This is a genomic window from Vreelandella subglaciescola (assembly GCF_900142895.1).
In the GTDB taxonomy this organism is placed as follows: Bacteria; Pseudomonadota; Gammaproteobacteria; order Pseudomonadales; family Halomonadaceae; genus Vreelandella; species Vreelandella subglaciescola.
Window position 1 is genome coordinate 2416660 of sequence record NZ_LT670847.1, and the last position, 25859, is coordinate 2442518.

A 25859-nucleotide genomic window follows, 5' to 3' on the forward strand; every position below is an offset into this window, starting at 1 on the left:
GGCTGAGACGACAGGGCGGATAAACCGGGCTGACAAAGAGGACGGGCACAATGGCGCTAAACGACGATTTTTTACCGCTGGATACGCTGCCACAAGCGCTCCAGGCGCCGGCGTGCCAGGCGCTGCTGCGCCTCGATGAAGCGCTGGACAAAGCCGCTGATGACGCCGCGTGGCACGGTCTGCCGGCCACCCGGCGAGCGGCGCTGATGCGGGTGGTGACGGTCTCCCACTTCGCGCTGGACGTGCTGGTGCGCACGCCGGAATTGCTGGGCGAACTGAATGATGCCGGCGAGCTCGACGCTGCGCCCGAGCGCGCGACGCTTGAACGCTGGCTCGAAGAGGCGCTGGCGAATGCCGATGATGAAACCGCGATGCATCAGGCGGTACGGCGTTTTCGTCAGGCGCGCATGTTGGGGATTATCTGGCGCGACCTGAACCGGCCGGATGGCTACGACGTGTGGGATACCACGGCGGCGGTCACGGCGCTGGCCGAGGTCAGCCTTGAGGCGGCGATGAGCTGGCTGGAAACCTTTTACGCGCCGCGCTGGGGGCGCCCCGCCCCGCGTGAAGACGGCGCCGACCAGCGGCTGGTGGTGCTGGGCATGGGCAAGCTGGGCGCCGGCGAGCTGAACCTGTCGTCGGATATCGACCTGATTTTTGCCTACGCCGAAGACGGCGATACTCAGGGCGGGCGCAAATCGCTGGCCCATCAGGAGTATTTCACCAAGATCGGCCAGAAGCTGATTGCCGCGCTGGATAACGTCACCGCCGACGGCTTTGCCTTTCGCGTGGATATGCGGCTGCGCCCGCTGGGTGACGGTGGCCCGCTGGTGGGCAATTTTGCCGCGCTGCTGGCCTATTATCAGGATCAGGGGCGCGAGTGGGAGCGCTACGCGATGCTCAAGGCGCGCCCCGTGGCCGGCGACGTGTCCGGCGGCGCCGAGCTGCTGGACGGGCTGCGCCCGTTTGTCTACCGCAAGTATCTGGATTTTGGCGCCATTGAGTCGCTGCGCGACCTCAAGTCGATGATCCACCGCGAGGTCAAACGCCGGGGCATGGAAAGCAACGTCAAGCTGGGCCCCGGCGGTATCCGCGAAGTGGAGTTCGTGGTGCAGGCGTTTCAGCTGATCCGCGGCGGCCGCGATACCGAGCTGCAGCAAACGTCGCTACGCGTAGCACTGACGCGCCTGCCGGCGCTGGGGCTGTTGCCTCAGGAGGTGGTTGACGAACTGCTGCCCGACTACGCCTTTCTGCGCGACCTGGAGCACGCGCTGCAGGCGCTTGACGACCGCCAGACCCAGCGGCTGCCGGAAGATTCGCTGGCGCGCGCGCGGGTTGCGCTGGCGCTGGGGTTTGAAGGCGGCTGGCCGGCATTGATGACGCGGCTGGGCGAAGGCCGTGAGCGGGTGCAGCAGCATTTTGATGCGGTTATCGCCGATCCTGAAGACGACGTCGATGACGATGACAGCGATGCCCCGGGGCTGGATCAATGGCGGCTGCTGTGGCGCGGCGAGCTGGCAGACGAAGACGCCGAGCACCATCTTGGCGAAGCCGGTTTTAGCGAACCTGCCGCGGCGCGACAACGCCTGAAGCGGCTGTATCAGTCGCGCGCGGTGCAGGGCATGCAGCGCATCGGTTTTGAACGCCTTGACGCGCTGATGCCGCTGCTGCTCGACGCACTGGCGCAAAGCCCCACGCCCGACGCCGCGCTGCCCCGGGTGCAGCCGCTGATCGAGGCGGTGCTGCGGCGCACCGCGTATCTGGCGCTGCTGCGTGAAAACCCCCACGCCCTTGAGCACCTGATGCGCCTGTGCGCCGCCAGCCCGTGGATTGCCGATCAGCTGGCGCGCTACCCGATCCTGCTCGACGAACTGCTGACGCCGGAGTCGCTGTACACGCCGGCTGACAAGACGCGGCTGGCCGACGAGCTGCGCCAGACGCTCAACCGTCTGCCCGAAGACGACGAAGAAGCCCAGCTCGAAGCGTTGCGCGTGTTCAAGCATGCGCAGACGCTGCACGTGGCCGCGTCAGACATCGCCGGGACGCGGCACCTGATGAACGTCAGCGACTATCTGACCTACATCGCCGAGGTGATTCTGGACGCGGTGCTGGCCATGGCGTGGAAGCACCTGACCCGCAAGCACGGCGTACCGCCGGGCATGAGCCGTGCGACGCCGGAGTTTCTGATCGTCGGCTACGGCAAGCTGGGCGGCATTGAGCTGGGCTACGGCTCCGATCTGGATCTGGTGTTTCTGCACCGCAGCAGCAAGGGCGCTACCGACGGCCGTCGCCCGATCGACACCTCGGTGTTTTTTACCCGTCTGGGCCAGCGCATGATTCACTTGCTCACCGCCATAACGCCGGCGGGCAGCCTGTACGAAGTGGATATGCGCCTGCGCCCGTCGGGCAACGCGGGGCTGCTGGTCACCTCGCTGGATGCCTTTGACGAGTATCAGCGGCAAAATGCCTGGACCTGGGAACATCAGGCGCTGGTGCGCGCCCGGGTCGTGGCCGGTGATGCCGCGCTTGCCGAGACGTTCAACGCCGTGCGCGAAGCGGTGCTGGGCTGCCGGCGTGACAAGGCCGCCCTGCGCGATGACGTGGTGAAGATGCGTCACAAGATGCGTGCGCATCTGGCCAGCCGCAAGGCGGACACCTTCGACGTCAAGCAGGACGCGGGCGGCATGGTGGATATCGAGTTTCTCTGCCAGTACGCGGTGCTGGCGCTGGGCGTTGAAGCACCGGCGCTGCTGGCCTACAGCGATAACGTGCGCATTCTCGATACGCTGGCCGCCAGCGGCCACCTGCCCGACGACGAAGCCAACCGCCTGCGCGAGGCGTATCTGGCCTACCGCAGCACCACTCACCGCGCCGCACTGACCGGTGAGAAAGCCCGCGTGACGGCGGGCACGTTTGATGAGCACCGCCGCGCGGTCAGTGCGCTCTGGGAGCGCTTTCTGGAGCCGCCGGCTTCATCCCCCGAGCCTTGATTTACGCCGTCCTAGCGCGGCGTATCATCTTTTTTGACGTCATAGCTGCCTTCCAGCGCATCGTGGGGGCGCTGGGGTTCGCGGTAGGCGCTGCCACTGCCGATATCGGTGGCCTGCTGCGCGCGCATGGCGTCCATGCGTTTTTTCATCTTGTGGCGCACAAAGGGCATCATCGCCCAGCCGATCAGCAGCAAAAACAGCCCCAGCACCATGGCCACGATCATCATGGCGCCGAACAATAGCCAAGTGAAAAACAGCTTCACGGTACCCGCAAGGCTGTCGGGGCGTGTTTGCGTGGCCTTGGCGCGCCACTGATTGGCAGCCTGCCAGGCGGCGTTACGCGTATCGCGGTGTGACATGAAGCTCTCCTGTGAAGTGCGCCTGTGAAGGACGCCTGTAAAGCCTTTCTGAAGACGCTGGCCATTGGAACATCGCAGGGCGGTCAAGTTCACCACAATACGCTGCCGCCTGCGCCTTCTCGGGGTGAACCGGTCTTGTACGCCCAGGTGTGAGCTGTATAAAAAAGCGGGGTCATGCACCGGCAGCACTTAGCTGATAAAGTCTGCGCGGTGCCGGCCACAGCCGGGCACAAGACATGGACAGCAACGGCAAGGTGACTATATGGCAAACCACGGCGACAGAACGGTGTTTATCGCCTCGGCGCTGATCATTCTGGGTCTGGTGATTGTCGGGGCAGTGTTCCCCGAAGGTTTTGGCAATGCCGCCCAGGCGGCGCTTAATACCGTGACACGGCTGTTCGGCTGGTTTTATCTGTTTTCGATTTTTGGCTTCGTGGTGTTTTTGCTTGGGCTGGCGTTTTCCAAATACGGGAAAATACGACTAGCAGTCTGTCGGACTTGATGTTGATAAAGGCATTGAGACGTAGGTCTTTCAACCATCCCTTATGTTGGTGATGGTATATGACCCTTAACCTGCCCCTCGGCTTCTACTCTGCGAGGTGATTATCCGTCGTTACCGGCTGAGCGCTACGCGCCTCAGCCCGCTGCCAACCGGTGCATCCGTTTAATGTTCCATGCCATGGTGACCAGCCGCCACTCACCGCTGACATTCTCCAGCCCTCGCAGCGAGACCTGCCGGAACCCCATCACGTGTTTAATGATCCCGAAGACCGGTTCCACGGTATGTTTACGCAACGCGTAAAGCGCTCGCCCCGCCTGTGTCTTCAAGTGGTGTGCCATTTGCTCAACAGGCTCCTTGCTCGCTGGAGTAGGCGGGTCAGCGGCAAAGCGCTCAAGGACCGGGGGATGGTGGACATCGCGCTTCATTGCTATCAGAGGCTTGATACGGTGGTCGTGGCAGGCTTGAACATTGGCAGCACTGAAGTAGCCGGTATCGGCCAGTAAGTGGTCTGGTTTTGCTAACGGTGCGGGGAGTCTCGCCAACGCCGTCAGTAGCGGCATGACCTGCTGTTTGTCGTTGGTCGCTTGGGTGACATGGGTATGAGTCACCAGCATGCTGTCAGTATCGACTGCGGCCTGGGCGTTATAGCATTGATCGAAGCCCTTGCCTGTGACCGGCATGATGCGTGACTGCGGATCAGTAAGGTTAACCTGATCTTTGTCACGCGGGCCACCTGTTGGCGGTTCAGGGTCACGTCCGCGAGGTTTCTTTCCCGTCTTCCGCTGCGCATCACGCCGTGCCACCTTTTCCTGGTAGGCCGCTTTTTCAGCGGCCTCACGCTCCTTGGCCCGAGCCTCGATCTTGGTCTTCGCTACGGCGATCGCTTCCAAGCGTGCTTCACGCCGGGCTATCTCGGCAGGAATATCCATGCCGTCGGCCGCGTCATCCTTGTCCGCCGATGCAGCCCGCTGGGTCAGCGCCTTCACCTCAGCCTTGAACTGCGCCTCCAGTTTCTTGGCATGACCATATGACAATGCCTTGTGCTTGCTGGCATTGGCGTTGAGTTTGGTGCCGTCCAAGGCGATGGTGCCGAGCGTGAGTAGCTTCATTTCTCGGGCCAGCAGCAGAACTTGAACGAACAGCTGCTCCAGTTCCGGCAGAAAACGCCGACGAAAGGTAGCCAGGGTGTCGTGATCGGGGTGGGTGTTGGCGGCCAAATAGCGAAACGCCACCGAGTCATAGGTGGCACGCTCAATCTTGCGACTGGAGACCACGCCGGTAGCGTAGCCGTAGACCAACAGGTTCAGCAGTACCGCGGGATGATGGGCCTTGGAGCCCCGGCCCGCGTAACGCCGAGTCAGGGCTGAGAGGTCCAGTTGCTCGACGACATCGACGACGAACCGCGCCAAGTGGCCATCCGGCAACCACTCGTCTACCGAAGGCGGCAGTAAGTAATCGGTCTGACGGTCCACAGGGATAAAGCGGCTCATGGCGATGTTCTCAGTTCGGGGTGACAGCGGTTAGTATCTCACGGTGCGGCGGAAAGTCCGACAGACTGCTAGGCCCGCAGGATAGCACGCCCAACTACAGCTTTTTCTCCTGGATAAGCATGCTGCTGGCAGCAGGCTTTGGCGTAGGGCTGGTGTTCTACGGCATGGCCGAGCCGATGTCGCACTATATGACGCCACCCTACGACGATGTAGAGCCGGAAAGCGTCGAGGCGGCGCGCTATGCCATTCAGTACACCTACTTCAACTGGGGCATTCACCAGTGGGCGGCGTTTTCCGTCGTGGGGCTGATTATCGCCTACTTCCAGTTCCGCAAAGGGCAGGCGGGGCTGGTGTCCTCGGTGCTGTCTTCGGTCACCGCCAAGTATCCGCGCGTGCGCCCTTACGCCTCTTGGCTTGACGTGTTCGCCGTCGTGGCCACCGTCATGGGCGTGGCGACTTCGCTGGGGCTAGGCGTACTGCAGATGAACGGCGGGCTCAACGCGGTATTCGGCCTGCCGGAAAACGGCTGGTGGCAGTTCGTGATTCTGCTGGTGATGTTCTGCGCTTACATGGCCTCGACGTGGTCGGGGCTGGACAAGGGCATCAAGCGCTTGTCCAACCTGAACATGGTGCTGTGCATCGGGCTGATGCTTTATGTACTGATCTCCGGGCCGACCGTTGCCATTCTGGAAACGATCACGCTGGGCATCGGCGACTATTTGCAGAACTTCATCAGCATGAGCCTGCGCATCGCGCCGTATAGTGATAGCAACTGGGGCAACGACTGGACGATTTTCTACTGGGCATGGGTGATTGCCTGGTCGCCGTTTGTGGGCACTTTTGTGGCCCGGGTATCGCGCGGACGCACGATCAAGGAATATGTGTTCGGCGTGCTGCTGGTGCCGCCGCTGCTGGCCTGCCTGTGGATCGGCGTGTTCGGCGGTGCGGCGCTGCACATGGAGCTGGGCGGTGCCGATGTCGGCCTGGCCCAGGCGACCCAGGACAACATTACCGTGGCGCTGTTCGAGATGTTCGAGCTGATGCCGTTTTCCGGCGTGCTGTCGGTTATGGCGATGATGCTGATCTTTGTCTTTCTGGTGACCTCGGCGGACTCCGCCTCGTACATCGTGGCGCAAATGACCGACAACGGCTCGATCAATCCGCCGCTTTACAAGCGCGTGCTGTGGGGCGTGCTGATTGCCGCGATCTGCCTGACGCTGATTATCGCTGGGGGGCTGAGCGGCCTGCAGTCGGCGGCGGTGCTGTCGGCGTTGCCGTTTACCTTTATTCTTTACATGATGGTGGTGGTGCTCATCCGCGAGCTGCGCGCCGACCGCAAGGCCATGCTGACCCAGCTGTACCGTCGTCACGGCGAGACACCGGTGGGGGCAGACGCCTTCGAGGCCGATCAGCTCGGTGAAGAGGAGCGCCTGCGCCGGGCGCCCAACGTGGTCAACCGGCGTATCAACCGCTAAGGCCCGTTATCGCAGGGCAGGCATCGAGAGACCGATCATTGAAACAGCAGTCATCGAGAGACAAGGCATGGAGCACGAGGGCGATGGCAAAACGCAGCCGCCGTGGGGCAACGCGGCGCGGGCGCACAACGCGCCCTGTGCCCGCCGGCGGCCGGCTGGACCGCTGGCTGAACGTGGCGGTCACGGTGGCGGTTATCACTGCGCTGGTTGTCGGCGCGGCGGCGGTGCTGGCGCACTGGCTGCTGTAGCCGGCCAACTTCGAGCCTGTTAAATAAATGAGCTAAAGCTTATGTCCAAAGAGAGCCGCCATGCCGCCTGCCGTGCCTGAATCTGCCCCCTACGCCTCGCGCCGCGAGATTTTTGGCTGGGCGATGTTTGATTTCGCCAATCAGGCCTACACGCTGCTGATTATTACCGTGGTCTTTGGCGAGCTTTTTACCACCGTTATCGTGGGTGAACACGAAGGCAGCTACCGGCTGGCCAACTTTCTCTGGAGTCTGGCGCTGGCCATCAGCTACTTGATGGTCGTGGTGACGGCACCGCTGTGCGGAGCGGTCATGGATCACCGCGCGGAAAAAAAGCGCTTTCTGTTTTTGAGCTATGGGGCAACGGTGGCCTCCACCGCGATGCTCTATTTTGTCGCGCCGGGTTATGTGGTGCTCGGGCTTGTGCTGATTATCGTCTCCAACTACGCCTATTCCATGGGCGAGTCGTTTATCGCCGCGTTCTTGCCCGAGCTCGGCCCGCCGGCGGCGCTGGGCAAGATTTCCGGCTTCGGCTGGGCGCTGGGCTACATTGGTGGGCTGTTTGCCGCCGGCTTCACGCTGCTGGTGCTGGGCGAGGCCACGGCCGACAACTTTTCGCGCATCCGTTTTGTCGGGCCGTTTGCCGCGCTATTTTTCCTGGTGGCCGCCATCCCGACGTTTGTCTGGCTGAAAGAGCGCGGCACGCCGCAGCCGGTGACCGCCTCGTACGGGCGTATTGCCCGCCAGCGAATGCTGGCGACGTTGCGCGATTTGCGCCACTTTAAAGATCTGAGCCTGTTTCTGGTCTCGCTGTTGTTTTCCATGGCGGGGGTCTACATCATCATTGCCTTTGCGTTTATCTACGGCGGGCAGGTGATCGGCTGGGAGGCCGGCGTGCGCAATATCATGTTCATTATCGTGCAGATCACGGCGGCGGCGGGCGCCGTAGGATTTGGCGCCCTGCAGGACAGGCTGGGCGGCAAGCTCACCTATCAGCTGACGCTTGCGCTGTGGGTGGCGGCGATTATTGCCATCTGGGCCACGCCGGCCTTTACCGGATGGGTCAATGCCCGTTTTGGCTGGGATTGGCAGGCGCAGCACGTGTTTCTGGTGGTGGGATGCCTGGCCGGGGCCAGCCTTGGCTCCAGTCAGTCGGCCAGCCGCACGCTGGTGGGGCTTTTCTCGCCGCGGGATAAAGCGGCCGAGTTTTTCGGTTTCTGGGGGTTGGCCAACAAGCTGGCCGGCGTGTTGGGTATCGTGCTGCTGGGTGGGCTGCAGGTGCTGGTCGGCCTGAAAGCGTCCATTCTGCTCTGTGCGGCGCTGTTTATGGTTGCCATCCTGATCTGTACCCGGGTCAACGAGGCGCATGGGCGTGCGGCCGCTCAGCAGTGGCAGCAGCGTGTGGAACAGCGGGAGCAGGCGCAGCCGGGCCTGAAGTCGTAGCGCCCGGCGGGAGGTCACATGGGAGAACAACCGAAGGCGGGGAACCGCAGCGGCATCGTCATGATGCTGCTGTTCTGGGTGCTGCTGATGGCGGTGGGCACCTGGTGGCTGCAGGGCGGGCTTGAGTCGCTGAACAATCCCAACGCGCACATCGTCGAAACGGCCGAATCCCGGACGCCGCTGACGTTGAAGCGCGACCGTGCCGGTCACTTCAAGGCGCCGGGCGAGATCAACGGCGTGCCGGTGACGTTTCTGCTTGATACCGGTGCGACCTACGTGGCCGTACCCGCCGGGCTTGCCGATAGCATCGGCCTTGAGCGCGGTCGCCGTGTCTGGTTCAACACCGCCAACGGGCGGGTGCAGGGCGCGCTGACCGCGCTTGATGACGTGCGTCTGGGCGGCATTCACATGCGCGACGTGCGAGGTTCGATCAGCCCCAATATGGAAGATGATACGGTTCTTCTGGGGATGAGCTTTTTAAGCCATCTAGCCATCGAGATTCGTCAGGGGAGAATGGTGTTAACGCTGCCCGATCCGGGCCGTGTGGAGTAACAGAAGGGGCAAAAAAGCAGAATTTGTGCACATCTTGTACGTCAACGACGGCTATGCTTAGCTAAACGGCATAAACGTTAAGCATCAACGCTGATGAGCCAAGGAGTTGCTATGGGCATTGAAGTAGGTGGACTGTTAGGGCTGATCTGGCTGATTATTCTCATTTGGGCGATCGTCAAAGTGGCGAAAAGTCCGGCAGGGGGCATTTCCAAGCTGCTGTGGATTCTGGTGCTGCTGTTTTTCCCGCTGATTGGCCTGATAATCTGGTTGTTGCTGGGGCCCAAAGGCTAGCAGGGGCGTAATATAAAAGGCAGGCTTGCAAGCCTGCCTTTTTGCCATGTCTTGGTATTTAGTCTTGTTACTTGGCCATCCACAGGCGGTAACATGCTGAGCTGCGCGCCCGGGCTAGCTGTCAGCATCGTCAGCGGAGGGCACGCGAGGGTGGTCGGGAACGTAATGTCCGGGTACCGTCAGCCGTTCTCCGTTGGGTAAATCTTGCACCTGCGTGGGGACGTAAACGCGTTTGATGACGCTTCGGGGCTTGTGATGTGTCATGCCGTTTCCTTCTGTCCGTGTTCGACAGCGAGCGCCTCTCACCGGAATCAGTCAGGCGCCAGCGTTACTCTGCGGTATCCTGCCAGCGATGTCATCCCGCTGCGGCGATATCAACGCTGATAGTCAGCGCCGGTTAAGCCGGCAAGCAGCGCAGATGAAAAAAGCGTCAGTAAAAAAAGTATAGAGAAAACAGCGACGGTAAAAAAGTGTAGGTAACAACGGCGCAGGTCAAAAAGAGCCCGGATGAGAGTCAAAAAGGGTATTAACGAATAATGCGGGTAACGAGAGCCTTACCTGAGCGGAGTCAAGAATACACATGGTCGATCATTTAGAGAAACAGTTTCAAGCGCTTGGGTCACAGGAAAACACGGGAATGGATTACGCTGACCGTGAGCACGTGCTGATTGTCGAAGACGATCAGCGGCTGGCCGAGCTGACCCGCGACTACCTGGAAGCCAACGGTTTTAAAGTGACGCTTGAGGCAGACGGCGCCAAGGGCGTTGACCGCATCAGCAGCCTGCAGCCGGATCTGGTGATTCTGGATCTGATGCTGCCCGGCGAAGACGGCCTTTCCATCTGCCGCCGCGTACGGCCGCATTTTTCCGGCCCCATCATGATGCTGACCGCGCGCACCGATGATCTGGATCAGGTGCTGGGGCTGGAGATGGGCGCCGATGACTACATGCCCAAGCCGGTACAGCCGCGGGTACTGCTGGCGCGGATGCGCGCTCTGCTGCGCCGTACCGACGGCAGCTTGCCCAGCGGCGAAGAGCGCCTACGCTTTGAAAATCTGGAAGTGGATCACGCCACCCGCGAGGCATGGCTGTCCGGCGAGCGTATTGACCTGACCAGCGCCGAGTTCGACCTGCTGTGGCTGTTGGCCAGCAACGCCGGTCGCGTGCTGACCCGCGAAGAGATTTTCAGCGATCTACGAGGGATCAAGTACGACGGTCAGGATCGCTCCATCGACGTGCGCGTATCGCGTATTCGCCCCAAGATCGGCGATGATCCCAATCAGCCGCACCGGATTAAAACGGTACGCAGCAAAGGCTATCTGTTTGTAAAAGATAGCTGATGGGGGTGTGGGCACGATGCGCTGGGTGATTAATCGCGGCTCGTTTGTGCGCTTTTATCTGCTGCTGGGCACTTCGCTGCTGGCGGTGTTTCTTATTGCGCTTGGCGGCCGGGCGCTGATCGATCAGGTGCGCCGCGAAGATTACCGCGAACAGCTTGCCATGTTGCCCGTGTCGCTGGTGACGGCAGAGTTGGCCGGGCTTACGCCCGCCCAGCGCGAGACACGTCTGGCCGCGCTGGGCGAGCCGCTGGATATGCGCTTGCACCTGACGCCGATGGACGAGGCCAATCTGGGCTATTTTGAGCGTACCCGGCTGGAGCGGGGAAAATTGCTGGCGGAAGACTCCCCCTGGCGGTTGCGCAAGCGCCTGCCGGATGCGCCTTGGCTGCTGACCGCCCGGCTGGATGGCTGGAGCGAGCACCAGTGGCACGCCACCGCGCGCCTGCTGGGTGAATGGCTGGCGACGATGCCCCCCGCAACACGCCGCGAACGTCTGATGGCGCTGCCCGCCGGCAGTTGGCCGCTTACCCTGCACGAAAGCCTGCCTGAGGCGCTGTCCGCTGAACAGCGTACGCGTCTTGAACAGGGGCAGGTGGTGACGCGGTTGCTGCACGAGCGGCTGGCGGTCACGTTCTGGTACCGGCTGCCCGGCGAGCAGCGTTGGGTGCAGATGGGCCCCATCACCCGCGGCGGCTCGCTGTCGCTTAACCTTAACCTGCCGCTGCTGATGGGGCTGCTGCTGGCGCTGTCGCTGAGCATCTATCTGGTGATGCGCAGCATCGAGACGCGCATGGCGCGCCTTGAGCTGGCCGCCGCGCGGATTGCCAGCGGACGGCTGGAAACCCGGGTGAAAGTGGAAAGCGGCGACTTTCTGGGCCGGCTGGGCATGGCGTTCAACGGCATGGCAAGCCAGGTGCAAACGCTGCTGCGCGGCCAGCAGGAAATGATCCGCGCGGTTTCCCACGAGCTGCGCACCCCCGTGGCGCGCATCCGTTTTGCTGCGCAAATGGTCGAGGACATGACCGATGAGCCGGCCATTCGTCGTCAGCTGCAGGGAATCGACGCCGATATCGGTGAGCTTGACGAGCTGATCGACGAGATTCTCACCTACGCCCGGCTGGACGGTGAAACCATGGGCGGCGCGGAAATGGAAACCTCGCTGGTGGATTGCCGGGCGCTCGCCGGGCGCGTGATTGACACGCTATCGCCGCTGCACGAAGGGCTGACGTTTAGCCTGGCACCGGGCCCGGAAGTGACGCTTTACGCCGAGCCGCGCTATTTGCAGCGCGCGTTGCAGAATCTGGTCAGCAACGCCTGCCGCTACGGCCATTCGCAGGTGGCGGTGCGGCTTTCCGATGAGCCCAATCTGGTGCGCATCGACGTCGAAGACGACGGCCCCGGCGTGCCCGTCGAGGCGCGCGGCGAAATCTTCAAACCCTTTGCCCGGCTGGATACCAGCCGCACCCGCAGCTCGGGCGGCTACGGGCTGGGGCTTTCCATTGTGCAGAAAATCATGGCCGGCCACGGCGGCAGCGTTACCGTAGACCACAGCACGGCCTTTGGCGGCGCGCGCTTTACGCTGTTGATCCCTCGTCGCGAGTCGCCGGCCTGACCCCTGACAGCACCGCAAACGAGGTTTCCTGCGCGGTGCGTAAAAAATCCTGCATCCACGGCGCCTCGCGGGTTTCCTCGCGCATCGCCGCGTAAAGCGTTCCCCATACGCCGTTTTCTCCCAGCTGTACGGCGCTCACGTAGTCGCGTTCCAGATACTCGGTCAGCGCCCAGCTGGGCAGCGCACACACGCCGCGTCCGCTGGCTACCAGCTGCATCATCATGATGGTCAACTCTGCGGTGCGGATTTCCCTGGGCCGCACCCCCGCCGGGTCGAGAAAATGCGTGAACACGTCAAGGCGCGACTGCTCCACCGGATAGGTAATCAGCGTTTGTTCGGCCAGCGCCTCGGGGGTGACAAACCCCTGCCCCGCAAACTCATGCTGGCGTGCCACCGCCAACAACCCTTCATAGCGAAACAGCGGTACGTAATGCACGCCGTCGAGCGGCTGTGGGTCGGCGGTGATGACCAGATCCAGCTGCTCCCGGGCCAGCGCCGGCAGCGGGTCAAAATGGTGGCCGCTGGGAATGTCGATCTCGACTTCCGGCCAGTGGTCACGAAAATGATCGACCGTGGGCATCAGCCACTGAAAGCAGCTGTGGCACTCGATGGCCATGTGCAGCCGGCCCTGCTCGGTGCCGGCCAGCCGGGCGACGTCGCGCTCGGCCTCGCGCACCTGGGGCAGTACCTGTTCGGCCAGACTCAATAACCGCAGGCCGGCCCGGGTGAATTCCACCGGCCGTGTCTTGCGCGCGAACAGCGCGCTGTCGATGCGGCTTTCCAGATCCTTGAGCTGGTGCGACAGCGCCGACTGGGTTAAATGAACGCGCTCGGCGGCTTCCACCAGCGAGCCGGTGTCGCGCAGCGCGAGCAGAGTACGAAGGTGGCGAAGCTCAATCATTGTAAGTGCTGTTCATGGTAAGTGGCATAGTGAGAGTAATTCATCATCAACATTAAAAAGATTAGTTTGATTCACTTTTTGGCAAAGCTCAAACTGCGGGCAAGATGTTTTATCAACGTATTCACGTTAAAGGGCATATTGCATGACAGTTTCTCATATTCTGGGCTATCCGCGTATCGGCGCCCAGCGCGAGCTGAAAAAAGCCACCGAAGCCTACTGGAAAGGCGACCTCGACCGCGCCACCCTCGAACAAACCGCCAAAACGCTGCGCGCCGATCACTGGCAGGCGCAGCAGGACGCCGGGCTGGATCTGGTCAGCGTCGGCGATTTCGCCTTTTACGATCAGGTGCTCAACGTCTCCGTATTGCTGGGCGCCGTCCCCGAGCGCTTCAACGCCGCGGCGGAAGTCGACCAGGGCGACGTGGCGCTGGATACCGCGTTTCGCATGGCGCGAGGCCGGGCACCCAGCGGCGAGCCGGCGGCCGCCTGCGAGATGACCAAATACTTCGACACCAACTACCACTACCTCGTCCCCGAGCTTCACGCTGAGCAGACCTTTACGCTTGCCAGCACGCGGCTGTTTGACGAAGTGGCCGAAGCGCAGGCCGCGGGTTTCACCCCCAAGGTGGCGCTAACAGGGCCGGTGACCTGGCTGTGGCTGGGCAAGCAAAAGGGCGCAGCGTTCGAGCGTCTGGATCTGCTCGACCGCGTGTTGGACGTTTACGCCGACGTGCTCACCCGACTTGCCGAGCAGGGCGTTGAATGGGTTCAGCTCAACGAGCCGGCGCTGGTGCAAGACCTGCCCGCCGAATGGCAGCAGGCCTTTGAACGCGCTTATAACCGCCTGCAGTCCGCATCAATGAAGATTCTGCTGGCGACGTACTTTGGTGGGCTGGGCGACAACCTTTCGGTCGCCACACGTCTTCCGGTTGCCGGTCTCCACGTTGATGCCGTGCGCGCGCCGGAGCAGCTGGACAGCGTGGTCGACCGCATTGGCCCGCATCAGGTCCTGTCGCTTGGGGTTATCGACGGGCGCAACATCTGGCGCGCCGATCTGGCCGCGCTGCGCGAACGTCTGATGCCGCTGAAAGTGCGTCTGGGCAGTCGTCTGTGGCTCGCGCCTAGCTGCTCGCTGCTGCATGTGCCGGTCGACGTCAACGCCGAAGCCGACCTCGATGCCGAACTCAAAAGCTGGCTGGCGTTTGCCCGCCAGAAGCTCGACGAGACGGTCACCCTTGCGCGCCTGCTCGATCAGCGCGCCACGAACGCAGACGAACAGCGCCTGGCTGATGCCACCCGTGCACTGGACGGCCGCCGCGATTCCGCGCGCATCCACCAGCCGGCGGTGGCCACGCGTCTGGCAGCGACAACCGCCGTCGACAGCCAGCGCGCCACGCTCTACGCCAAGCGCGCCCAGGCCCAGCGCCAAGCGCTGGCGCTGCCGTTGTACCCGACCACGACCATTGGCTCTTTCCCGCAGACCGACGACATTCGCGTCGCGCGTCGCGCTCACAAGAGTGGCGAACTGGGTACCGAGCAGTACGAAATGCGGATGCGCGAAGAAATTGCCTACGCGGTGGAGCGCCAGGAAGCGCTCGACATCGACATGCTGGTCCACGGCGAAGCCGAGCGTAACGACATGGTCGAATACTTCGGCGAGCAGCTCGACGGCTTTGCCTTTACCCGCTTTGGCTGGGTACAGAGCTACGGCTCGCGCTGCGTCAAGCCGCCGGTCATCTTTGGCGACGTGACGCGTCCCGCGCCGATGACGGTACGCTGGAGCGAATACGCCCAGTCGCTGACGCAGAAGCCGATGAAAGGCATGCTCACCGGCCCGGTGACGATTCTGCAGTGGTCATTCGTGCGCGACGACCAGCCCCGCGAAACCACCTGCCGCCAGATTGCGTTGGCGCTGCGCGACGAAGTGGTCGATCTCGAAAGCGCGGGTATCAACGCCATCCAGATCGACGAGCCGGCGCTGCGCGAAGGGTTGCCGTTGCGTCAGGGCGAGTGGCAGGTGTATTTGAACTGGGCGGTGGAAAGCTTCCGCCTGAGCGCCTCGGGCGTTACCGATGCCACCCAGATCCACACCCACATGTGCTACTCGGAGTTCAACGACATCATCGGTTCGATTGCCGCCCTTGATGCCGACGTGATCACCATCGAAACCTCGCGTTCGGACATGGAACTGCTCAACGCGTTCAAGGACTTCGACTACCCCAACGAAATCGGCCCGGGCGTTTACGATATCCACACCCCCAACCTGCCGGACGTTGACTGGATGGTCTCGCTGATGGAAAAAGCCGCCGAGCGGATTCCCGCCGAGCGCCTGTGGGTCAACCCTGACTGCGGGCTGAAAACCCGGCGCTGGGAAGAGGTTGAGCCGGCACTGGCCAACATGGTCGAGGCCGCCAAAACGCTGCGCGCACGCCAAGCTGCGTCGCAGGCGGAAGACACCGCAAGCGTGTAACGATTTCCGCCCGGAGAGGAAGGAACCTCTCCGGGCAGGAAAGGCAATAACGGTGCCCAAGTCGTGAACACGGAGGTTGCACAGGGACGTACACGAGCAAGCACCCGCAAAAAGCAAAGCCGGCCTTGAGGGCCGGCTTTTCTATGCGCGTTGTCAATGGGCGTAATGTGAATGCGTGGGCGGGCTAAGCCGTTGCTCCCTTGGCGTAAGCGTAAATCAGCGTTTCCTGCGCGCTGATGGGCGCGCCGTCGCCCGGGTGTTGTAAACGATAGCTACCGTCCGGCTGTAACAGCCAACTCTGGCAATTATCGACCAGATAAGTCTCCAGGTCCTTGCGTACCCGGGTGGCGAGTTTTTTATCCAGCAGTGGAAAACAGGTTTCGACCCGATGAAACATATTGCGCGTCATGCAGTCGGCGCTGGAGCACCAGGTCTCTGGTTTGCCGGCGTTATGGAAATGAAACACCCGGGTGTGTTCCAGCAGGCGCCCGATGATCGAACGCACGCGGATATTGTCTGATACGCCTTTAATACCGGGCTTCAGGCAGCACATGCCCCGAATGATCAGGTCACACTCGACCCCCGCCTGAGAGGCGCGGTAGAGCGCCTTGATCAGCTTGGGTTCGGTGAGTGAGTTGCACTTGATGATCAGATGCCCGCGCTTGCCTTGGCGCGCGTTCAGGGCTTCGCGCTCAATCATCTCGATCAGGCGTTCGTGCAGGGTAAAAGGGGCGTGCAGCAGCGTATCAATCTGGCGGGCACGGCCCATGCCGGAAAGCTGCTGGAATACCCGGTGCACGTCGGCGCACAGCGCCTTGTTAGCGGTCAGCAGGCTGTAATCGGTATACAGTTTGGCCGTCTTGGTGTGGTAGTTGCCGGTGCCCAAGTGGGCGTAGTAGCGCAGCTTGCCGCTTTCCCGCCGTACGATATGCAGCATCTTGGCATGGGTCTTGTAGGCCATGATGCCGTAGATGACGATGGCGCCGGCCTCTTGCAGGCGCGAGGCCAGTGCCAGGTTATCGGCTTCATCAAAACGCGCGCGCAGCTCGATGACGACCGTCACTTCCTTGCTCTGGCCGGCGGCTTCCACCAGTGCGTTGACAATGGGCGAGCCGGCGCCGGTGCGATAAAGCGTCTGTTTGATGGCCAGCACGTCCGGGTCACGGGCGGCTTCGATCAGCAGTTCTTCGATCGGTGAAAACGACTGAAACGGGTGGTGCAGCAAGATATCACCCTGCCGAATGGCCTGAAATACGCTGCGCCCCTTGAGCACGCGCGGAATGCCGGGGGTAAAAGGCCGATACACCAGGTCAGGGCGATCGAGATCATCGAGTAGCGCCATCATGCGCGTCAGGTTGACCGGGCCTTTGACCCGATACAGGTCATCCGGCTCAAGGCTGAACTGACGCAGCAGGAAATCGCTGAGTGCGTCGGGGCAATTTTCCGCGACTTCCAGCCGGACACCGCTGCCATAGCGGCGTGCCAAAAGCTCACCGCGCAGCGCCGAGGCGAGATCCGAGACTTCTTCCGGGTCAACGCTCATGTCGGCATCGCGGGTCAGCCGGAATTGGTAACAGCCGCGTACCTGCATGCCGGGAAACAGCTCATCGGCGTGGGCGTGCACCATGGATGACAGGAAGATGTACTCGCGATAGCCCGTTTCGCAAAGGTGCTCGGGCAGGGCGACCAGCCGTGGCAGCGAGCGCGGCGCGGGCAGAATGGCCATGCCGCCGGTACGCCCGAAAGCATCCTTGCCCTCCAGCTCGACAATAAAGTTCAGGCTCTTGTTGACCAGCCGGGGAAACGGATGCGAAGGGTCAAGGCCGATAGGGCTGACGATCGGCATGATGTCGCTATCAAAAAACTCATGCACCCAGTCCTGTTGTGCCCGGGTCCACTGGTCGCGGCGACGAAAACGCAGCCCCTGTGCCTCAAGGGAGGGCAGCAGGATTTCATTCAAAATGTGGTACTGACGGCTGATTTCAGCATGGGCAATACGCGAGATATCGCTGAGCACGGCTTTGGGCGAGCGGCCATCGGCGCCGGTGGTCTCGTCACCCAGCGCAATCTGGTGTTTGAGGCTGGCGACGCGAATCTCGAAAAACTCATCCATGTTGGACGAAAAAATCAGCAAAAACATCAGCCGGTTAATCAGCGGGTGAGCCTCGTCCAAGGCTTGTTCCAGCACGCGGATATTGAACTGCAGGTGCGTCAATTCACGATTGAAATACAGCTGGGGGTCATCAAGGTCGGTGTGGCTATGCGCAGGATCAGCGTGTATGCCGCTGCGGGTGCGGTTGATGCGTAATGGAGGGGTGGCGCCGTCGTGTTCGGGTGAGCTTTCCGGCGCTGGGGGCGTGGGTGCGGGGGGAGCAAAAGTGTCCATCGCCGTTCCTTTCTGGGTCGGTAGCGCTAGTGGCTACATGGTCAACCTGCCCAGTGTGACGGCCGCGGATGACATTGCGATGACATGCGCGGCCGTCAGGTACGGTGATACGGAGGTGTTAGCTGGCGGCGTTGAGCAATCGCGCGGCGTCCAGCGCGAAGTAGGTCAGAATGCCGTCGGCCCCGGCGCGCTTGAAGCACAAAAGCGACTCAAGGATGACCTTGTCGGCGTCGAGCCAGCCGTTATCAAAGGCGGCGCGGTGCATGGCGTACTCGCCGCTGACCTGATAGGCAAACGTCGGCACGCCCAGCTCGTCCTTGACTCGGCGCACCACGTCCAGATACGGCATGCCGGGCTTGACCATCACCATGTCGGCGCCTTCGGTGATGTCCATGGCGACTTCGTGCAGCGCTTCATCGCTGTTGCCCGGGTCCATCTGGTAGGTACGCTTGTCGGCGCGGCCCAGGTTTCCCGCCGAGCCGATGGCGTCGCGGAAGGGGCCGTAATAGCTCGACGCGTACTTGGCGCTGTAGGCCATGATTTTGGTGTTAAGGAGCCGTTCTCTTTCCAGCACCTCGCGCACCGAGCCGATGCGGCCGTCCATCATGTCCGAAGGAGCGACGATATCCGCGCCGGCCACGGCGTGGGACAGCGCCTGCTTGATCAGCGTCTCGACGGTAGGATCGTTCTGCACGTAGCCGTGTTCGTCGAGAATGCCGTCCTGGCCGTGGCTGGTGTAGGGGTCAAGCGCCACGTCGGTGATGATGCCAAGCTCGGGCAGCGCTTCCTTGAGCGCGCGCACGCTGCGCTGAATCAGGCCGTTGGCGTTGTAGGCTTCTTCGGCCAACTCGGTTTTGTGTTCGGCGGCAATCACCGGAAACAGCGCCAGCGCGGGAATGCCAAGCGCCTGGGCTTCGCGCGCCTGCTCGATGAGCAGGTCAAGCGTCAGGCGTTCCACGCCGGGCATCGAGGGCACGGCGTCGCGCTGGTTTTCGCCTTCCATGACGAACACCGGCAGGATCAGATCGGCTGGCGTCAGCGCGTTTTCGCGCATCAGCCGACGGGAAAAATCGTCGCTGCGCATGCGCCGCATGCGCGTCGCAGGAAAATGGCGTGGGGTTGGGGTAGTCAATGGAACCTCCAGCAGTGAAACAGGGTGCCTTCTGAGCGCTATTATATCAGGCCGCGCTGTAGGCGACAGAACGAGTGTGGGTAAAAGCTTGTGGTTGAAAGAGGGTGGTCGAAAGCCGTCTTGTCGCGGCTGGCCAGACTGTCTAAAGTGAGCGCCTGTTCTGGCACTCTCAGCTTTATACGGTTTCTCTTCAGGCTGTTTCTCTTCAGGCTGTTTCTATTCAGACTTTCTCTTTCAGGCCTTCACTTTCATACTCTCATTTGCATACTGTCGCTTTCATACGCGCGCGGGTCTCTCGAGTTTTCGGGGTTTTCTGGAAAAAAGGACAACAACATGAGCAAACAGGTAGCGATCATTCTGACCGGCTGCGGTGCCCTTGACGGCGCCGATATCCACGAAACCACGCTGGTGCTGCTGCGTCTGGACCAGAAGGGCATCGGTTATCGCTTTTTTGCGCCGGATATTGCCCAGCATGACGTGATTAATCACCGTACCGGCGACGTGGCTGAAAGTGAGGCGCGCAACGTGCTCGACGAGTCGGCACGGCTTGCCCGGGGCGATATCAGCCCGCTGGCCAGCCTCGACGCCAACGACTTCGACGCGGTGATTTTGCCCGGTGGCGAGGGCGTGGTGAAAAATGTCTCGGACTTTCGTCAGGTCGGCGCCAGCATGCAGGTGATCGAGGCGCTGGGTGACGCGTTGGCCGGCTTCTGTCTGGCGGCCAAGCCCGTGGGGCTGACGGGGATTGCGCCGGTGCTGGCCGCGCGTCTGTTGGGCGACGGCATCTCGGTGACCGTGGGCCGGCACCACGGGGTATCAGGCGCGATCAGCTCGATGGGCGGGCTGCATCGCAGCGGCGAGGCGGACGATATCGTGGTGGATTTCGAGCACCGGGTGGTATCAACGCCGGCCCTGATGCAAACCGCGCGGCTCAGCGAAGCCGCTGCGGGTATTTTCAAGCTGGTCGACCGCGTCAGCGAGATGATCGATACGCAGGCGGCCTGATTTTTCAGGGCCTGGTCGTCAGGACTTAGTCTTCAGCGGCCTCGTCGGGCTGTTGTTTGGCCCGCCGGTTGCGCACCAGGCGGCCAAACAGCAGGCCCACCTCGTAAAGCAGGTACATGGGAATCGCCAGCAGGCTCTGGGACACCACGTCGGGCGGGGTGAGCAGCATGCCGACGACAAAACAGCCGAGAATGATATACGGGCGTTTGCGGCCCAGGCTTTCGACCGTGGTGGCGCCCGAGAGCACCAGCAAAAAGGTTGCAATGGGAATTTCAAAGGCCACGCCGAAGGCAAAAAACAGCTTCAACACGAAGTTGAGATACTGGTTGATGTCGGTCATTACCGTGATGTTGTCGGGCCCTGTCTGGGTAAAAAATGCAAACAGCAGCGGAAATACCGCGTAGTAGGCAAAGGCCGCGCCGGCGTAGAACAGCCCCACGCTTGAGACCAGCAGCGGCACCGCCAGCGCTTTTTCCTTGTCGTAAAGGCCGGGCGCAACAAAGGCCCAGGCCTGATGCAGCACCACGGGCACGGCAATAAACACCGCGACCACCAGCGTCAGCTTGAACGGCGCCAGAAACGGCGAAGCCACTTCGGTGGCGATCATCTGCGAGCCTTCGGGCAGCAGCGCCATCAGCGGTTCGGCGACAAAGGCGTAGATGTCGTTGGCGAAGGCGTAAAGCCCGAGAAAGATCACCAGAATGGCGATAACCGCACGCATCAGGCGCGAGCGCAGCTCGATCAGGTGCTCGATCAGCGACGTCTGAGCGGGTTCGCTCTGCCGGCTTGAGTCGTGTTTGTGCGAATCGCCGCGGGTCATTGGGGTGTTCCGTCCTTCTTCGATTCACTGTCCGGCGCGGAAGCGTCGGCCTTGGGCGATTCGCGGACGGTCTCGAGCGCGTCGTCGAGACGCGCCGAGGCATCCGCGGCGCGACGTTCCACCTGCCGGGCCTGTTGCGATGGCGTGTCGGCCAAGCTCTCCACGTCCTGTTTGGCTTTTTGCAGGCTGTCGTCGAGCTTTTTCTGCTGACTGTCGAGCTTTTGGCGCAGGTCGTCGGCCTCAAGCTGCGCGCTGATTTCACGCTGCATGCCGGACACCGTACGCTTGATCTTACCTACCCACATGCCGGTGGTTCGGGCGGCGCGCGGCAATCGCTCGGGGCCGAGTACTAAAAGCCCCACCACGGCGATGATCAAGAGTTCAAGAAAGCCGATATCCAGCATGGTTTATTTGCGCTCGTCGCTGTTTTCCGGTTTTTTTTCCCGCGCCTCGACGTCATAGGTGTTGCCCGCCTCGTCGGTCTCGTGGCGTACCTTGCCCTGGGGCTTGTCGGCGTCGTCGTTCTTGTCGGTCTTGTCGGTCTTATCTTCTTCTTCCTCGATGTGCATGGCCTTTTTAAAGCCTTTGATGGCGCCGCCCAGGTCGGTGCCCACGTTGCGCAGTTTCTTGGTGCCGAAAATCAGGATGATGATGCCCAGAACAATCAGCAGCTGCCAAATACTGATACCACCTAACATATGCGTTTCCTCGTTCGATTCTAACCATGCATGTGCTGAAGCGCGTGATGCCCGATTATGAGCGCGTGCGGTCGGCTTTTTCGGCGTGCCCCGATACGCCAAATCGGCGTGCCAGCTCGTCAAGCACCGGGCGATGATCGAGCTCCAAGTGTGAAAGCATCACGAGGCTATGAAACCACAGATCGGCGGTTTCAGCGATAAGCGCTTGGCGTTCGGCGTCGTTGCCGTGTTCGGCGTCTTTGGCCGCGAGCAACGTTTCGGTGGCTTCCTCGCCGACCTTCTCAAGTATCTTGTTCAAGCCCTTATGATGCAAGGCGGCAACGTAGGAATCGTCGGCGGCCGCGTGACGGCGCTGCTCAAGCACGGCGGCGAGGGCGTCGAGCACGGTATCGGTGGCCGGGTTGTGAGCAGGATTGGGTGTGGTTGTCATGGCGTCCTGTCGATAAATATAGTTTTATATCAATAAGTTGTTGGTCAATAGCGGCGGTCGGCGTAACCCCGTCCGTCACCACGCCAGCAGCAATAGGCCCATGGCCGCGGCGGCCAGCACCGGCCAGTCCTGCCCGGTCGCCCAGCTGGAAAGCGGCTGCCAGGCAAGCGCGACGGCCAGCACAATAAGTCCCAGGCGTAGCCGATGCTGGCGCTTGTTCTGGCGACTCATGTGGTGGCGCATGTCGCTAACGGCGTCAACTTGTCGCTGGCGCTGACGGTGGCCGTATTCCATACGGCTCAGCGCCTGATGGGCAAGCACCGGCAGCTCCGGCAGCTGGGTGGAAAGCTCCGGGGCCTGGCGTTTGATTGAATCCCACAGCCCGCGCGGGCCGGTGCGCTCTTTCATCCAGCGTTCCAGAAAGGGCTTGGCCGTGCTCCATAAGTCGAGATCGGGATAGAGCTGGCGGCCCAGGCCCTCGATGTTGAGCAGCGTTTTTTGCAGCAGCACCAGCTGGGGCTGCACTTCCATGTTGAAGCGCCGGGCGGTCTGGAACAGGCCGAGCAGCACCTGGCCAAAGGAAATATCCTTGAGTGGTTTTTCCAGAATTGGCTCGCACACGGTGCGGATCGCCGCGGCAAACTCGTTGGCGCGGGTGTTTTCGCCGACCCAGCCGGACTCGATGTGCAGCGCGGCGACTTCGTAATAGTCCTGACGGAAGAACGCCAGCAGGTTGCGCGCCAAATAGTCCTGGTCTTCCCGGGTCAGGCTGCCGACGATACCGCAGTCGATGGCCACGTACTGCGGGCTTTCACCATCGTTGCAGTTAACGAAGATGTTGCCCGGGTGCATGTCGGCGTGAAAGAAGTTGTCGCGAAAGACTTGAGTAAAAAAGATTTCCACGCCGCGTTCGGCAAGGATTTTCAGGTTGGTGCCGTGCGCCACTAGCGTATCGATATGGGCCACCGGCACGCCGTGAATGCGCTCCTGCACCATGACCCGCCGGCGGGTAAACGCCCAGTAAATGGCGGGCACGTACATTAACGGCGAATCCTTGAAGTTGCGCTTGAGCTGGGAGGTGTTGGCGGCTTCCTTGTACAGGTCGAGCTCGTCGAACAGCGTCGCCTCGTAGTCGCGGATGACCTCGACAGGGCGCAGGCGGCGCGCGTCGGGCACTTTCGCCAGCAGCTTGGCGACCTGATACATCAGCCCCATGTCTTGGCGCATCACGCGGCTGATGCCCGGACGAATGATCTTGACCACCACGTCTTCGCCGCTGTGCAGCCTTGCCGCATGCACTTGGGCGATGGAGGCCGAGGCCAGTGGTTCGCGCTCAAAGCTGGCGAACGCCTCGGCTAGCGTCATCTCCAGCTCCTTTTCGACCCGTGCAGCAGCGGCGTCGCCGGGGAAGGGCGGCACCTGATCCTGGAGGCGCTTGAGCTCGTCGGCGATATCGGCGGGGAGCAGATCGCGGCGCGTGGAGAGCATCTGGCCAAACTTGACGAAAATCGGCCCCAGCGCTTCAAGCGCGAGGCGCAATCGTTCCCCGCGGCTGCGCGAACCCAAGGGGAATAGCCGCAGCGGTGAAAACCACATCAGACCGCGCATCCACCAGGGCAGACGTTCAAGCGGCACCAGGGTATCCAGCCGATGACGTGCAATTACCCAACCAATGCGCACAAGCCTCAAGCTCATGGCTGTGTCTCACGCTGGGTAAGAAGCCGGTGCAGGCGGGCAAACCGCGCTTCGAGCCGGTCGGTGGCGACGTCAAGCTCGGTAAGATGATCGCGCAGCACGTCGCGCTGCTGCTGGCCGGGCAGCAGCCGGGCCTCTTCAAACACGTATTCGGACACGTCGGCGAACAGCTCGTCCTTGGCCCGCAGCCCAAAGCGCGCCATTCGGCGCAGCCCTTCGGCAAGCGAGTGGGCGGGCATGTCGCCAAGCAGCGCGGCGAGTTCGTTTTCCCAATCAATATCCAGGTCGGTGAACAGCTCGCGGGTGGCTTCCAGCAGGTAGGTGCGACCGCGTATTGATAGCTTGCCGGAGAACATCAGCCGTTCAAGGCTTTCACCGCTGGCCCACTGCGAGAGCGTTTCGGGAGTGAGCTCGACCACCGCGTCGGCGTCGCTTTCGGCGTCGTCCCCGGCGTGTAGCAAATCCACGCCGGCGTGATGAAAGTGCAGCATGATCGACAGATGGGGCTGCTCAAGGCAGACGAGCAGGCGGCTGCCGGCCAGCGCATCAAGGCGCGTGGGGGCGGCTGGGTCGCGCGCCAGCAGGGCATTGATCGCGCGTTCAAGGCCGGCGAGCAGCAGGGTGGGTGTTACCAGCATGCCAACCTCGCGGTGTAATGTGTGGTGTCCAGCGACGGCGTCATAGTTTGATCCCACGGTGCAGCGCGACGATGCCGCCGGTCAGGTTGGTATATTCCACCCGTTCAAGGCCGGCCGCTTCCATCATGCCCTTGAGCGTTGGTTGGTCAGGGTGCATGCGGATGGATTCGGCGAGATAGCGGTAGCTGTCGGCATCGCCGGCTACCAGCTGGCCTATACGGGGCAAAAAGCGAAAGGAGTATTCGTCGTAGGCTTTGGTTAACAGCGCGCTTTGGGGCTTGGAGAACTCCAGCACCAGCAGGCGGCCGCCGGGCTTCAACACCCGCTGCATGGAACGCAGGGCGGCGTCTTTGTCGGTGACGTTGCGCAGGCCAAAGGCAATGGTGATGCAGTCAAAGCTGTTGTTGGGAAACGGCAGGCATTCGGCGTTGGCCTGCACGTAGTCGACGTTACCGCCGACGCCGTTGTCGATCAGCTTGTCGCGGCCCACCCCCAGCATTGAGGCGTTGATATCAGCCAGCACCACCTGGCCGCGCGGGCCGACCATGCGTGAAAACTTGAGCGTTAGATCGCCAGTGCCGCCGGCGATATCCAGCACGCGGTGACCGGGGCGGACGCCCGAGCGTTCGATGGTCAGGCGTTTCCACAGCCGGTGAATGCCCATCGACATCAGGTCGTTCATAACGTCATAGCGGGCGGCAACCGAGTGGAAGACGTCCGCTACCTTGGAGGCTTTTTCATGGCGGGGGACGTCCTGATAGCCAAAATCCGTGGTTTGAGCGCCGTCGCTTGGGGCATGCCTAGCGTCGGCGGTGCGCTTTTCCGTGGGGCTCATGGGGCGTGGCTCCGGAAGTCGAGACGGTAACGGGCGGCCGGGTACGTAAGACGTGGCCGTCGCAAAAGAAACTGGCGACATTGTAGCCTTGTCCGCCCCGATTTGTCTGCGACTTGGTGGGGCAAGTGGCTGGTGCTGCGCATAAAAGGACTAGAGCGACTTGATTTCGATGCCGAGTGCTGACCGCGAGGCACCGGCTTCGTGCAGTCGGGTGAGGTAGTCGTCCCAGTAGGCATCTTGGCGGGTGGCCAGATCAAAGAGGTAGTCCCAGCTGTAAAGGCCGCTTTCGTGGCCGTCGTCAAAGTGCAGCTTGAGCGCGTAGTTGCCCGTCGGGGTGATGTCTTTCAGGCCGACGTCTTTCTTGCCGACTTGCAGCACGGCGTCATCACCGCCGTGGCCGCGCACCTCGGCGGAGAGCGAACAAACTCGCAGCAGCTCTACCGCCAAGCGATAGCTATCGCCATTTGGGTAGCCAAGCTCAAGCTGGCGCGCCTTTTTATGATAGTGAACGCGGGAAGGAATGGGGGCGCTCATGGTGGTGTCTCGCTTTC

24 protein-coding genes and 1 pseudogene are annotated in these 25859 nt (G+C 61.9%); 11 read left to right on the forward strand and 14 right to left on the reverse strand.

The window, feature by feature from the left end; translation table 11 throughout:
• Positions 1-50: 50 nt before the first annotated feature.
• A complete protein-coding gene (gene glnE / locus B5495_RS11285; protein WP_079553808.1) occupies positions 51-2990 on the forward strand; it encodes a bifunctional [glutamate--ammonia ligase]-adenylyl-L-tyrosine phosphorylase/[glutamate--ammonia-ligase] adenylyltransferase in 2940 nt (979 codons plus the stop codon).
• Between the two features lie 11 nt (positions 2991-3001).
• On the opposite strand, the gene B5495_RS11290 is transcribed toward glnE, so the two are convergent.
• Positions 3002-3349, reverse strand: a complete 348-nt coding sequence (locus tag B5495_RS11290) for a hypothetical protein (protein ID WP_079553810.1) — start codon at positions 3347-3349, stop codon at positions 3002-3004.
• 262 nt (positions 3350-3611) lie between these two features.
• Here B5495_RS11290 and B5495_RS11295 point away from each other — a divergent pair.
• Positions 3612-3833 (forward strand): annotated as a pseudogene (locus B5495_RS11295) (BCCT family transporter); the annotation flags it as partial.
• 152 nt (positions 3834-3985) lie between these two features.
• On the opposite strand, the gene B5495_RS11300 reads toward B5495_RS11295, so the two are convergent.
• A complete protein-coding gene (locus tag B5495_RS11300) occupies positions 3986-5341 on the reverse strand; it encodes an IS1182 family transposase (protein WP_079551616.1) in 1356 nt (451 codons plus the stop codon).
• A gap of 20 nt (positions 5342-5361) precedes the next feature.
• On the opposite strand from B5495_RS11300, the gene B5495_RS11305 reads away from it, so the two are divergent.
• The 5 genes from B5495_RS11305 (at position 5362) to B5495_RS11320 (ending at position 9347) form a co-directional block, all read left to right on the forward strand.
• Positions 5362-6816, forward strand: coding sequence for a BCCT family transporter (locus B5495_RS11305; protein WP_269457133.1), 1455 nt, complete (start codon positions 5362-5364; stop codon positions 6814-6816).
• 83 nt (positions 6817-6899) lie between these two features.
• Positions 6900-7064 (forward strand): hypothetical protein, encoded by a 165-nt coding sequence (locus B5495_RS14760; RefSeq protein WP_172824562.1) that lies wholly within the window; start codon positions 6900-6902, stop codon positions 7062-7064.
• Between the two features lie 60 nt (positions 7065-7124).
• Positions 7125-8504, forward strand: coding sequence for an MFS transporter (locus B5495_RS11310; protein ID WP_079553813.1), 1380 nt, complete (start codon positions 7125-7127; stop codon positions 8502-8504).
• An 18-nt stretch (positions 8505-8522) separates the two neighbouring features.
• Positions 8523-9056, forward strand: a complete 534-nt coding sequence (locus B5495_RS11315; RefSeq protein ID WP_231897180.1) for a retropepsin-like aspartic protease family protein — start codon at positions 8523-8525, stop codon at positions 9054-9056.
• Between the two features lie 111 nt (positions 9057-9167).
• Complete coding sequence (locus B5495_RS11320; RefSeq protein ID WP_079553815.1) at positions 9168-9347, forward strand: PLDc N-terminal domain-containing protein; 180 nt, start codon at positions 9168-9170, stop codon at positions 9345-9347.
• A gap of 114 nt (positions 9348-9461) precedes the next feature.
• On the opposite strand, the gene B5495_RS14765 is transcribed toward B5495_RS11320, so the two are convergent.
• Entirely contained in the window at positions 9462-9611 is a 150-nt protein-coding gene (locus B5495_RS14765) for a hypothetical protein (RefSeq protein ID WP_172824563.1), read from the reverse strand.
• Positions 9612-9927: 316 nt separating this feature from the next.
• Here B5495_RS14765 and B5495_RS11325 point away from each other — a divergent pair, with 316 nt between their 5' ends.
• Positions 9928-10686, forward strand: coding sequence for a winged helix-turn-helix domain-containing protein (locus B5495_RS11325; RefSeq protein WP_079553817.1), 759 nt, complete (start codon positions 9928-9930; stop codon positions 10684-10686).
• A gap of 16 nt (positions 10687-10702) precedes the next feature.
• The gene (locus B5495_RS11330; protein WP_079553819.1) at positions 10703-12298 is read left to right on the forward strand and encodes an ATP-binding protein; all 1596 of its coding nucleotides are present in this window, start codon (positions 10703-10705) and stop codon (positions 12296-12298) included.
• Here the strand turns inward: B5495_RS11330 and B5495_RS11335 are convergent.
• Positions 12261-13199 carry a LysR family transcriptional regulator gene (locus tag B5495_RS11335; protein ID WP_079553821.1) on the reverse strand — a complete coding sequence of 313 codons (939 nt, stop codon included), beginning with the start codon at positions 13197-13199 and terminating at the stop codon, positions 12261-12263. The genes B5495_RS11330 and B5495_RS11335 overlap by 38 nt on opposite strands.
• A gap of 142 nt (positions 13200-13341) precedes the next feature.
• On the opposite strand from B5495_RS11335, the gene metE reads away from it, so the two are divergent.
• Complete coding sequence (metE, locus tag B5495_RS11340) at positions 13342-15669, forward strand: 5-methyltetrahydropteroyltriglutamate--homocysteine S-methyltransferase (protein ID WP_079553823.1); 2328 nt, start codon at positions 13342-13344, stop codon at positions 15667-15669.
• A gap of 184 nt (positions 15670-15853) precedes the next feature.
• On the opposite strand, the gene ppk1 is transcribed toward metE, so the two are convergent.
• A complete protein-coding gene (gene ppk1, locus B5495_RS11345; RefSeq protein ID WP_079553825.1) occupies positions 15854-18055 on the reverse strand; it encodes a polyphosphate kinase 1 in 2202 nt (733 codons plus the stop codon).
• Positions 18056-18173: 118 nt separating this feature from the next.
• A complete protein-coding gene (gene hemB / locus B5495_RS11350; protein WP_079553827.1) occupies positions 18174-19187 on the reverse strand; it encodes a porphobilinogen synthase in 1014 nt (337 codons plus the stop codon).
• Positions 19188-19520: 333 nt separating this feature from the next.
• Between hemB and elbB the strand changes: the two genes are divergently transcribed.
• Positions 19521-20192 carry an isoprenoid biosynthesis glyoxalase ElbB gene (elbB, locus tag B5495_RS11355; RefSeq protein ID WP_079553828.1) on the forward strand — a complete coding sequence of 224 codons (672 nt, stop codon included), beginning with the start codon at positions 19521-19523 and terminating at the stop codon, positions 20190-20192.
• Between the two features lie 25 nt (positions 20193-20217).
• Here the strand turns inward: elbB and tatC are convergent, their stop codons facing one another.
• From tatC to B5495_RS11395, 8 genes are all read right to left on the reverse strand, one after another.
• On the reverse strand, positions 20218-21012 hold the full coding sequence (tatC, locus tag B5495_RS11360; protein ID WP_079553830.1) for a twin-arginine translocase subunit TatC: 795 nt from the start codon (positions 21010-21012) through the stop codon (positions 20218-20220).
• Positions 21009-21416, reverse strand: a complete 408-nt coding sequence (tatB, locus tag B5495_RS11365) for a Sec-independent protein translocase protein TatB (RefSeq protein WP_079553832.1) — start codon at positions 21414-21416, stop codon at positions 21009-21011. The genes tatC and tatB overlap by 4 nt, the downstream gene beginning before the upstream one ends.
• Positions 21417-21419: 3 nt before the next feature.
• Positions 21420-21710 (reverse strand): Sec-independent protein translocase subunit TatA, encoded by a 291-nt coding sequence (gene tatA / locus B5495_RS11370; RefSeq protein WP_079553834.1) that lies wholly within the window; start codon positions 21708-21710, stop codon positions 21420-21422.
• A gap of 55 nt (positions 21711-21765) precedes the next feature.
• A complete protein-coding gene (locus B5495_RS11375; protein WP_079553836.1) occupies positions 21766-22140 on the reverse strand; it encodes a phosphoribosyl-ATP diphosphatase in 375 nt (124 codons plus the stop codon).
• Between the two features lie 75 nt (positions 22141-22215).
• The gene (gene ubiB / locus B5495_RS11380) at positions 22216-23835 is read right to left on the reverse strand and encodes a ubiquinone biosynthesis regulatory protein kinase UbiB (RefSeq protein WP_079553838.1); all 1620 of its coding nucleotides are present in this window, start codon (positions 23833-23835) and stop codon (positions 22216-22218) included.
• Positions 23832-24473, reverse strand: a complete 642-nt coding sequence (locus B5495_RS11385) for a ubiquinone biosynthesis accessory factor UbiJ (protein WP_079553840.1) — start codon at positions 24471-24473, stop codon at positions 23832-23834. Before B5495_RS11385 ends, ubiB begins: the two co-directional genes overlap by 4 nt.
• A 40-nt stretch (positions 24474-24513) precedes the next feature.
• On the reverse strand, positions 24514-25308 hold the full coding sequence (gene ubiE, locus B5495_RS11390) for a bifunctional demethylmenaquinone methyltransferase/2-methoxy-6-polyprenyl-1,4-benzoquinol methylase UbiE (RefSeq protein WP_079553841.1): 795 nt from the start codon (positions 25306-25308) through the stop codon (positions 24514-24516).
• Positions 25309-25458: 150 nt separating this feature from the next.
• Positions 25459-25842: a gamma-butyrobetaine hydroxylase family protein gene (locus B5495_RS11395; protein WP_079553843.1), complete on the reverse strand. Its 384-nt coding sequence runs from the start codon at positions 25840-25842 to the stop codon at positions 25459-25461.
• Positions 25843-25859 lie beyond the last annotated feature (17 nt).

Excerpts from the sequence above, each read along its gene's own strand:
- B5495_RS11325 (WP_079553817.1), top strand. The coding sequence starts at position 9,928 with ATGGTCGATCATTTAGAGAAACAGTTTCAAGCGCTTGGGTCACAGGAA.
- B5495_RS11290 (WP_079553810.1), bottom strand. The coding sequence starts at position 3,349 with ATGTCACACCGCGATACGCGTAACGCCGCCTGGCAGGCTGCCAATCAG.
- B5495_RS11310 (WP_079553813.1), top strand. The coding sequence starts at position 7,125 with ATGCCGCCTGCCGTGCCTGAATCTGCCCCCTACGCCTCGCGCCGCGAG.
- B5495_RS11315 (WP_231897180.1), top strand. The coding sequence starts at position 8,523 with ATGGGAGAACAACCGAAGGCGGGGAACCGCAGCGGCATCGTCATGATG.
- B5495_RS11330 (WP_079553819.1), top strand. The coding sequence starts at position 10,703 with ATGCGCTGGGTGATTAATCGCGGCTCGTTTGTGCGCTTTTATCTGCTG.
- ppk1 (WP_079553825.1), bottom strand. The coding sequence starts at position 18,055 with ATGGACACTTTTGCTCCCCCCGCACCCACGCCCCCAGCGCCGGAAAGC.
- B5495_RS11395 (WP_079553843.1), bottom strand. The coding sequence starts at position 25,842 with ATGAGCGCCCCCATTCCTTCCCGCGTTCACTATCATAAAAAGGCGCGC.
- B5495_RS11385 (WP_079553840.1), bottom strand. The coding sequence starts at position 24,473 with ATGCTGGTAACACCCACCCTGCTGCTCGCCGGCCTTGAACGCGCGATC.
- elbB (WP_079553828.1), top strand. The coding sequence starts at position 19,521 with ATGAGCAAACAGGTAGCGATCATTCTGACCGGCTGCGGTGCCCTTGAC.
- B5495_RS11335 (WP_079553821.1), bottom strand. The coding sequence starts at position 13,199 with ATGATTGAGCTTCGCCACCTTCGTACTCTGCTCGCGCTGCGCGACACC.
- B5495_RS14765 (WP_172824563.1), bottom strand. The coding sequence starts at position 9,611 with ATGACACATCACAAGCCCCGAAGCGTCATCAAACGCGTTTACGTCCCC.
- tatB (WP_079553832.1), bottom strand. The coding sequence starts at position 21,416 with ATGCTGGATATCGGCTTTCTTGAACTCTTGATCATCGCCGTGGTGGGG.
- tatA (WP_079553834.1), bottom strand. The coding sequence starts at position 21,710 with ATGTTAGGTGGTATCAGTATTTGGCAGCTGCTGATTGTTCTGGGCATC.
- B5495_RS14760 (WP_172824562.1), top strand. The coding sequence starts at position 6,900 with ATGGCAAAACGCAGCCGCCGTGGGGCAACGCGGCGCGGGCGCACAACG.
- glnE (WP_079553808.1), top strand. The coding sequence starts at position 51 with ATGGCGCTAAACGACGATTTTTTACCGCTGGATACGCTGCCACAAGCG.
- ubiE (WP_079553841.1), bottom strand. The coding sequence starts at position 25,308 with ATGAGCCCCACGGAAAAGCGCACCGCCGACGCTAGGCATGCCCCAAGC.
- B5495_RS11320 (WP_079553815.1), top strand. The coding sequence starts at position 9,168 with ATGGGCATTGAAGTAGGTGGACTGTTAGGGCTGATCTGGCTGATTATT.
- B5495_RS11300 (WP_079551616.1), bottom strand. The coding sequence starts at position 5,341 with ATGAGCCGCTTTATCCCTGTGGACCGTCAGACCGATTACTTACTGCCG.
- metE (WP_079553823.1), top strand. The coding sequence starts at position 13,342 with ATGACAGTTTCTCATATTCTGGGCTATCCGCGTATCGGCGCCCAGCGC.
- tatC (WP_079553830.1), bottom strand. The coding sequence starts at position 21,012 with ATGACCCGCGGCGATTCGCACAAACACGACTCAAGCCGGCAGAGCGAA.
- ubiB (WP_079553838.1), bottom strand. The coding sequence starts at position 23,835 with ATGAGCTTGAGGCTTGTGCGCATTGGTTGGGTAATTGCACGTCATCGG.
- B5495_RS11375 (WP_079553836.1), bottom strand. The coding sequence starts at position 22,140 with ATGACAACCACACCCAATCCTGCTCACAACCCGGCCACCGATACCGTG.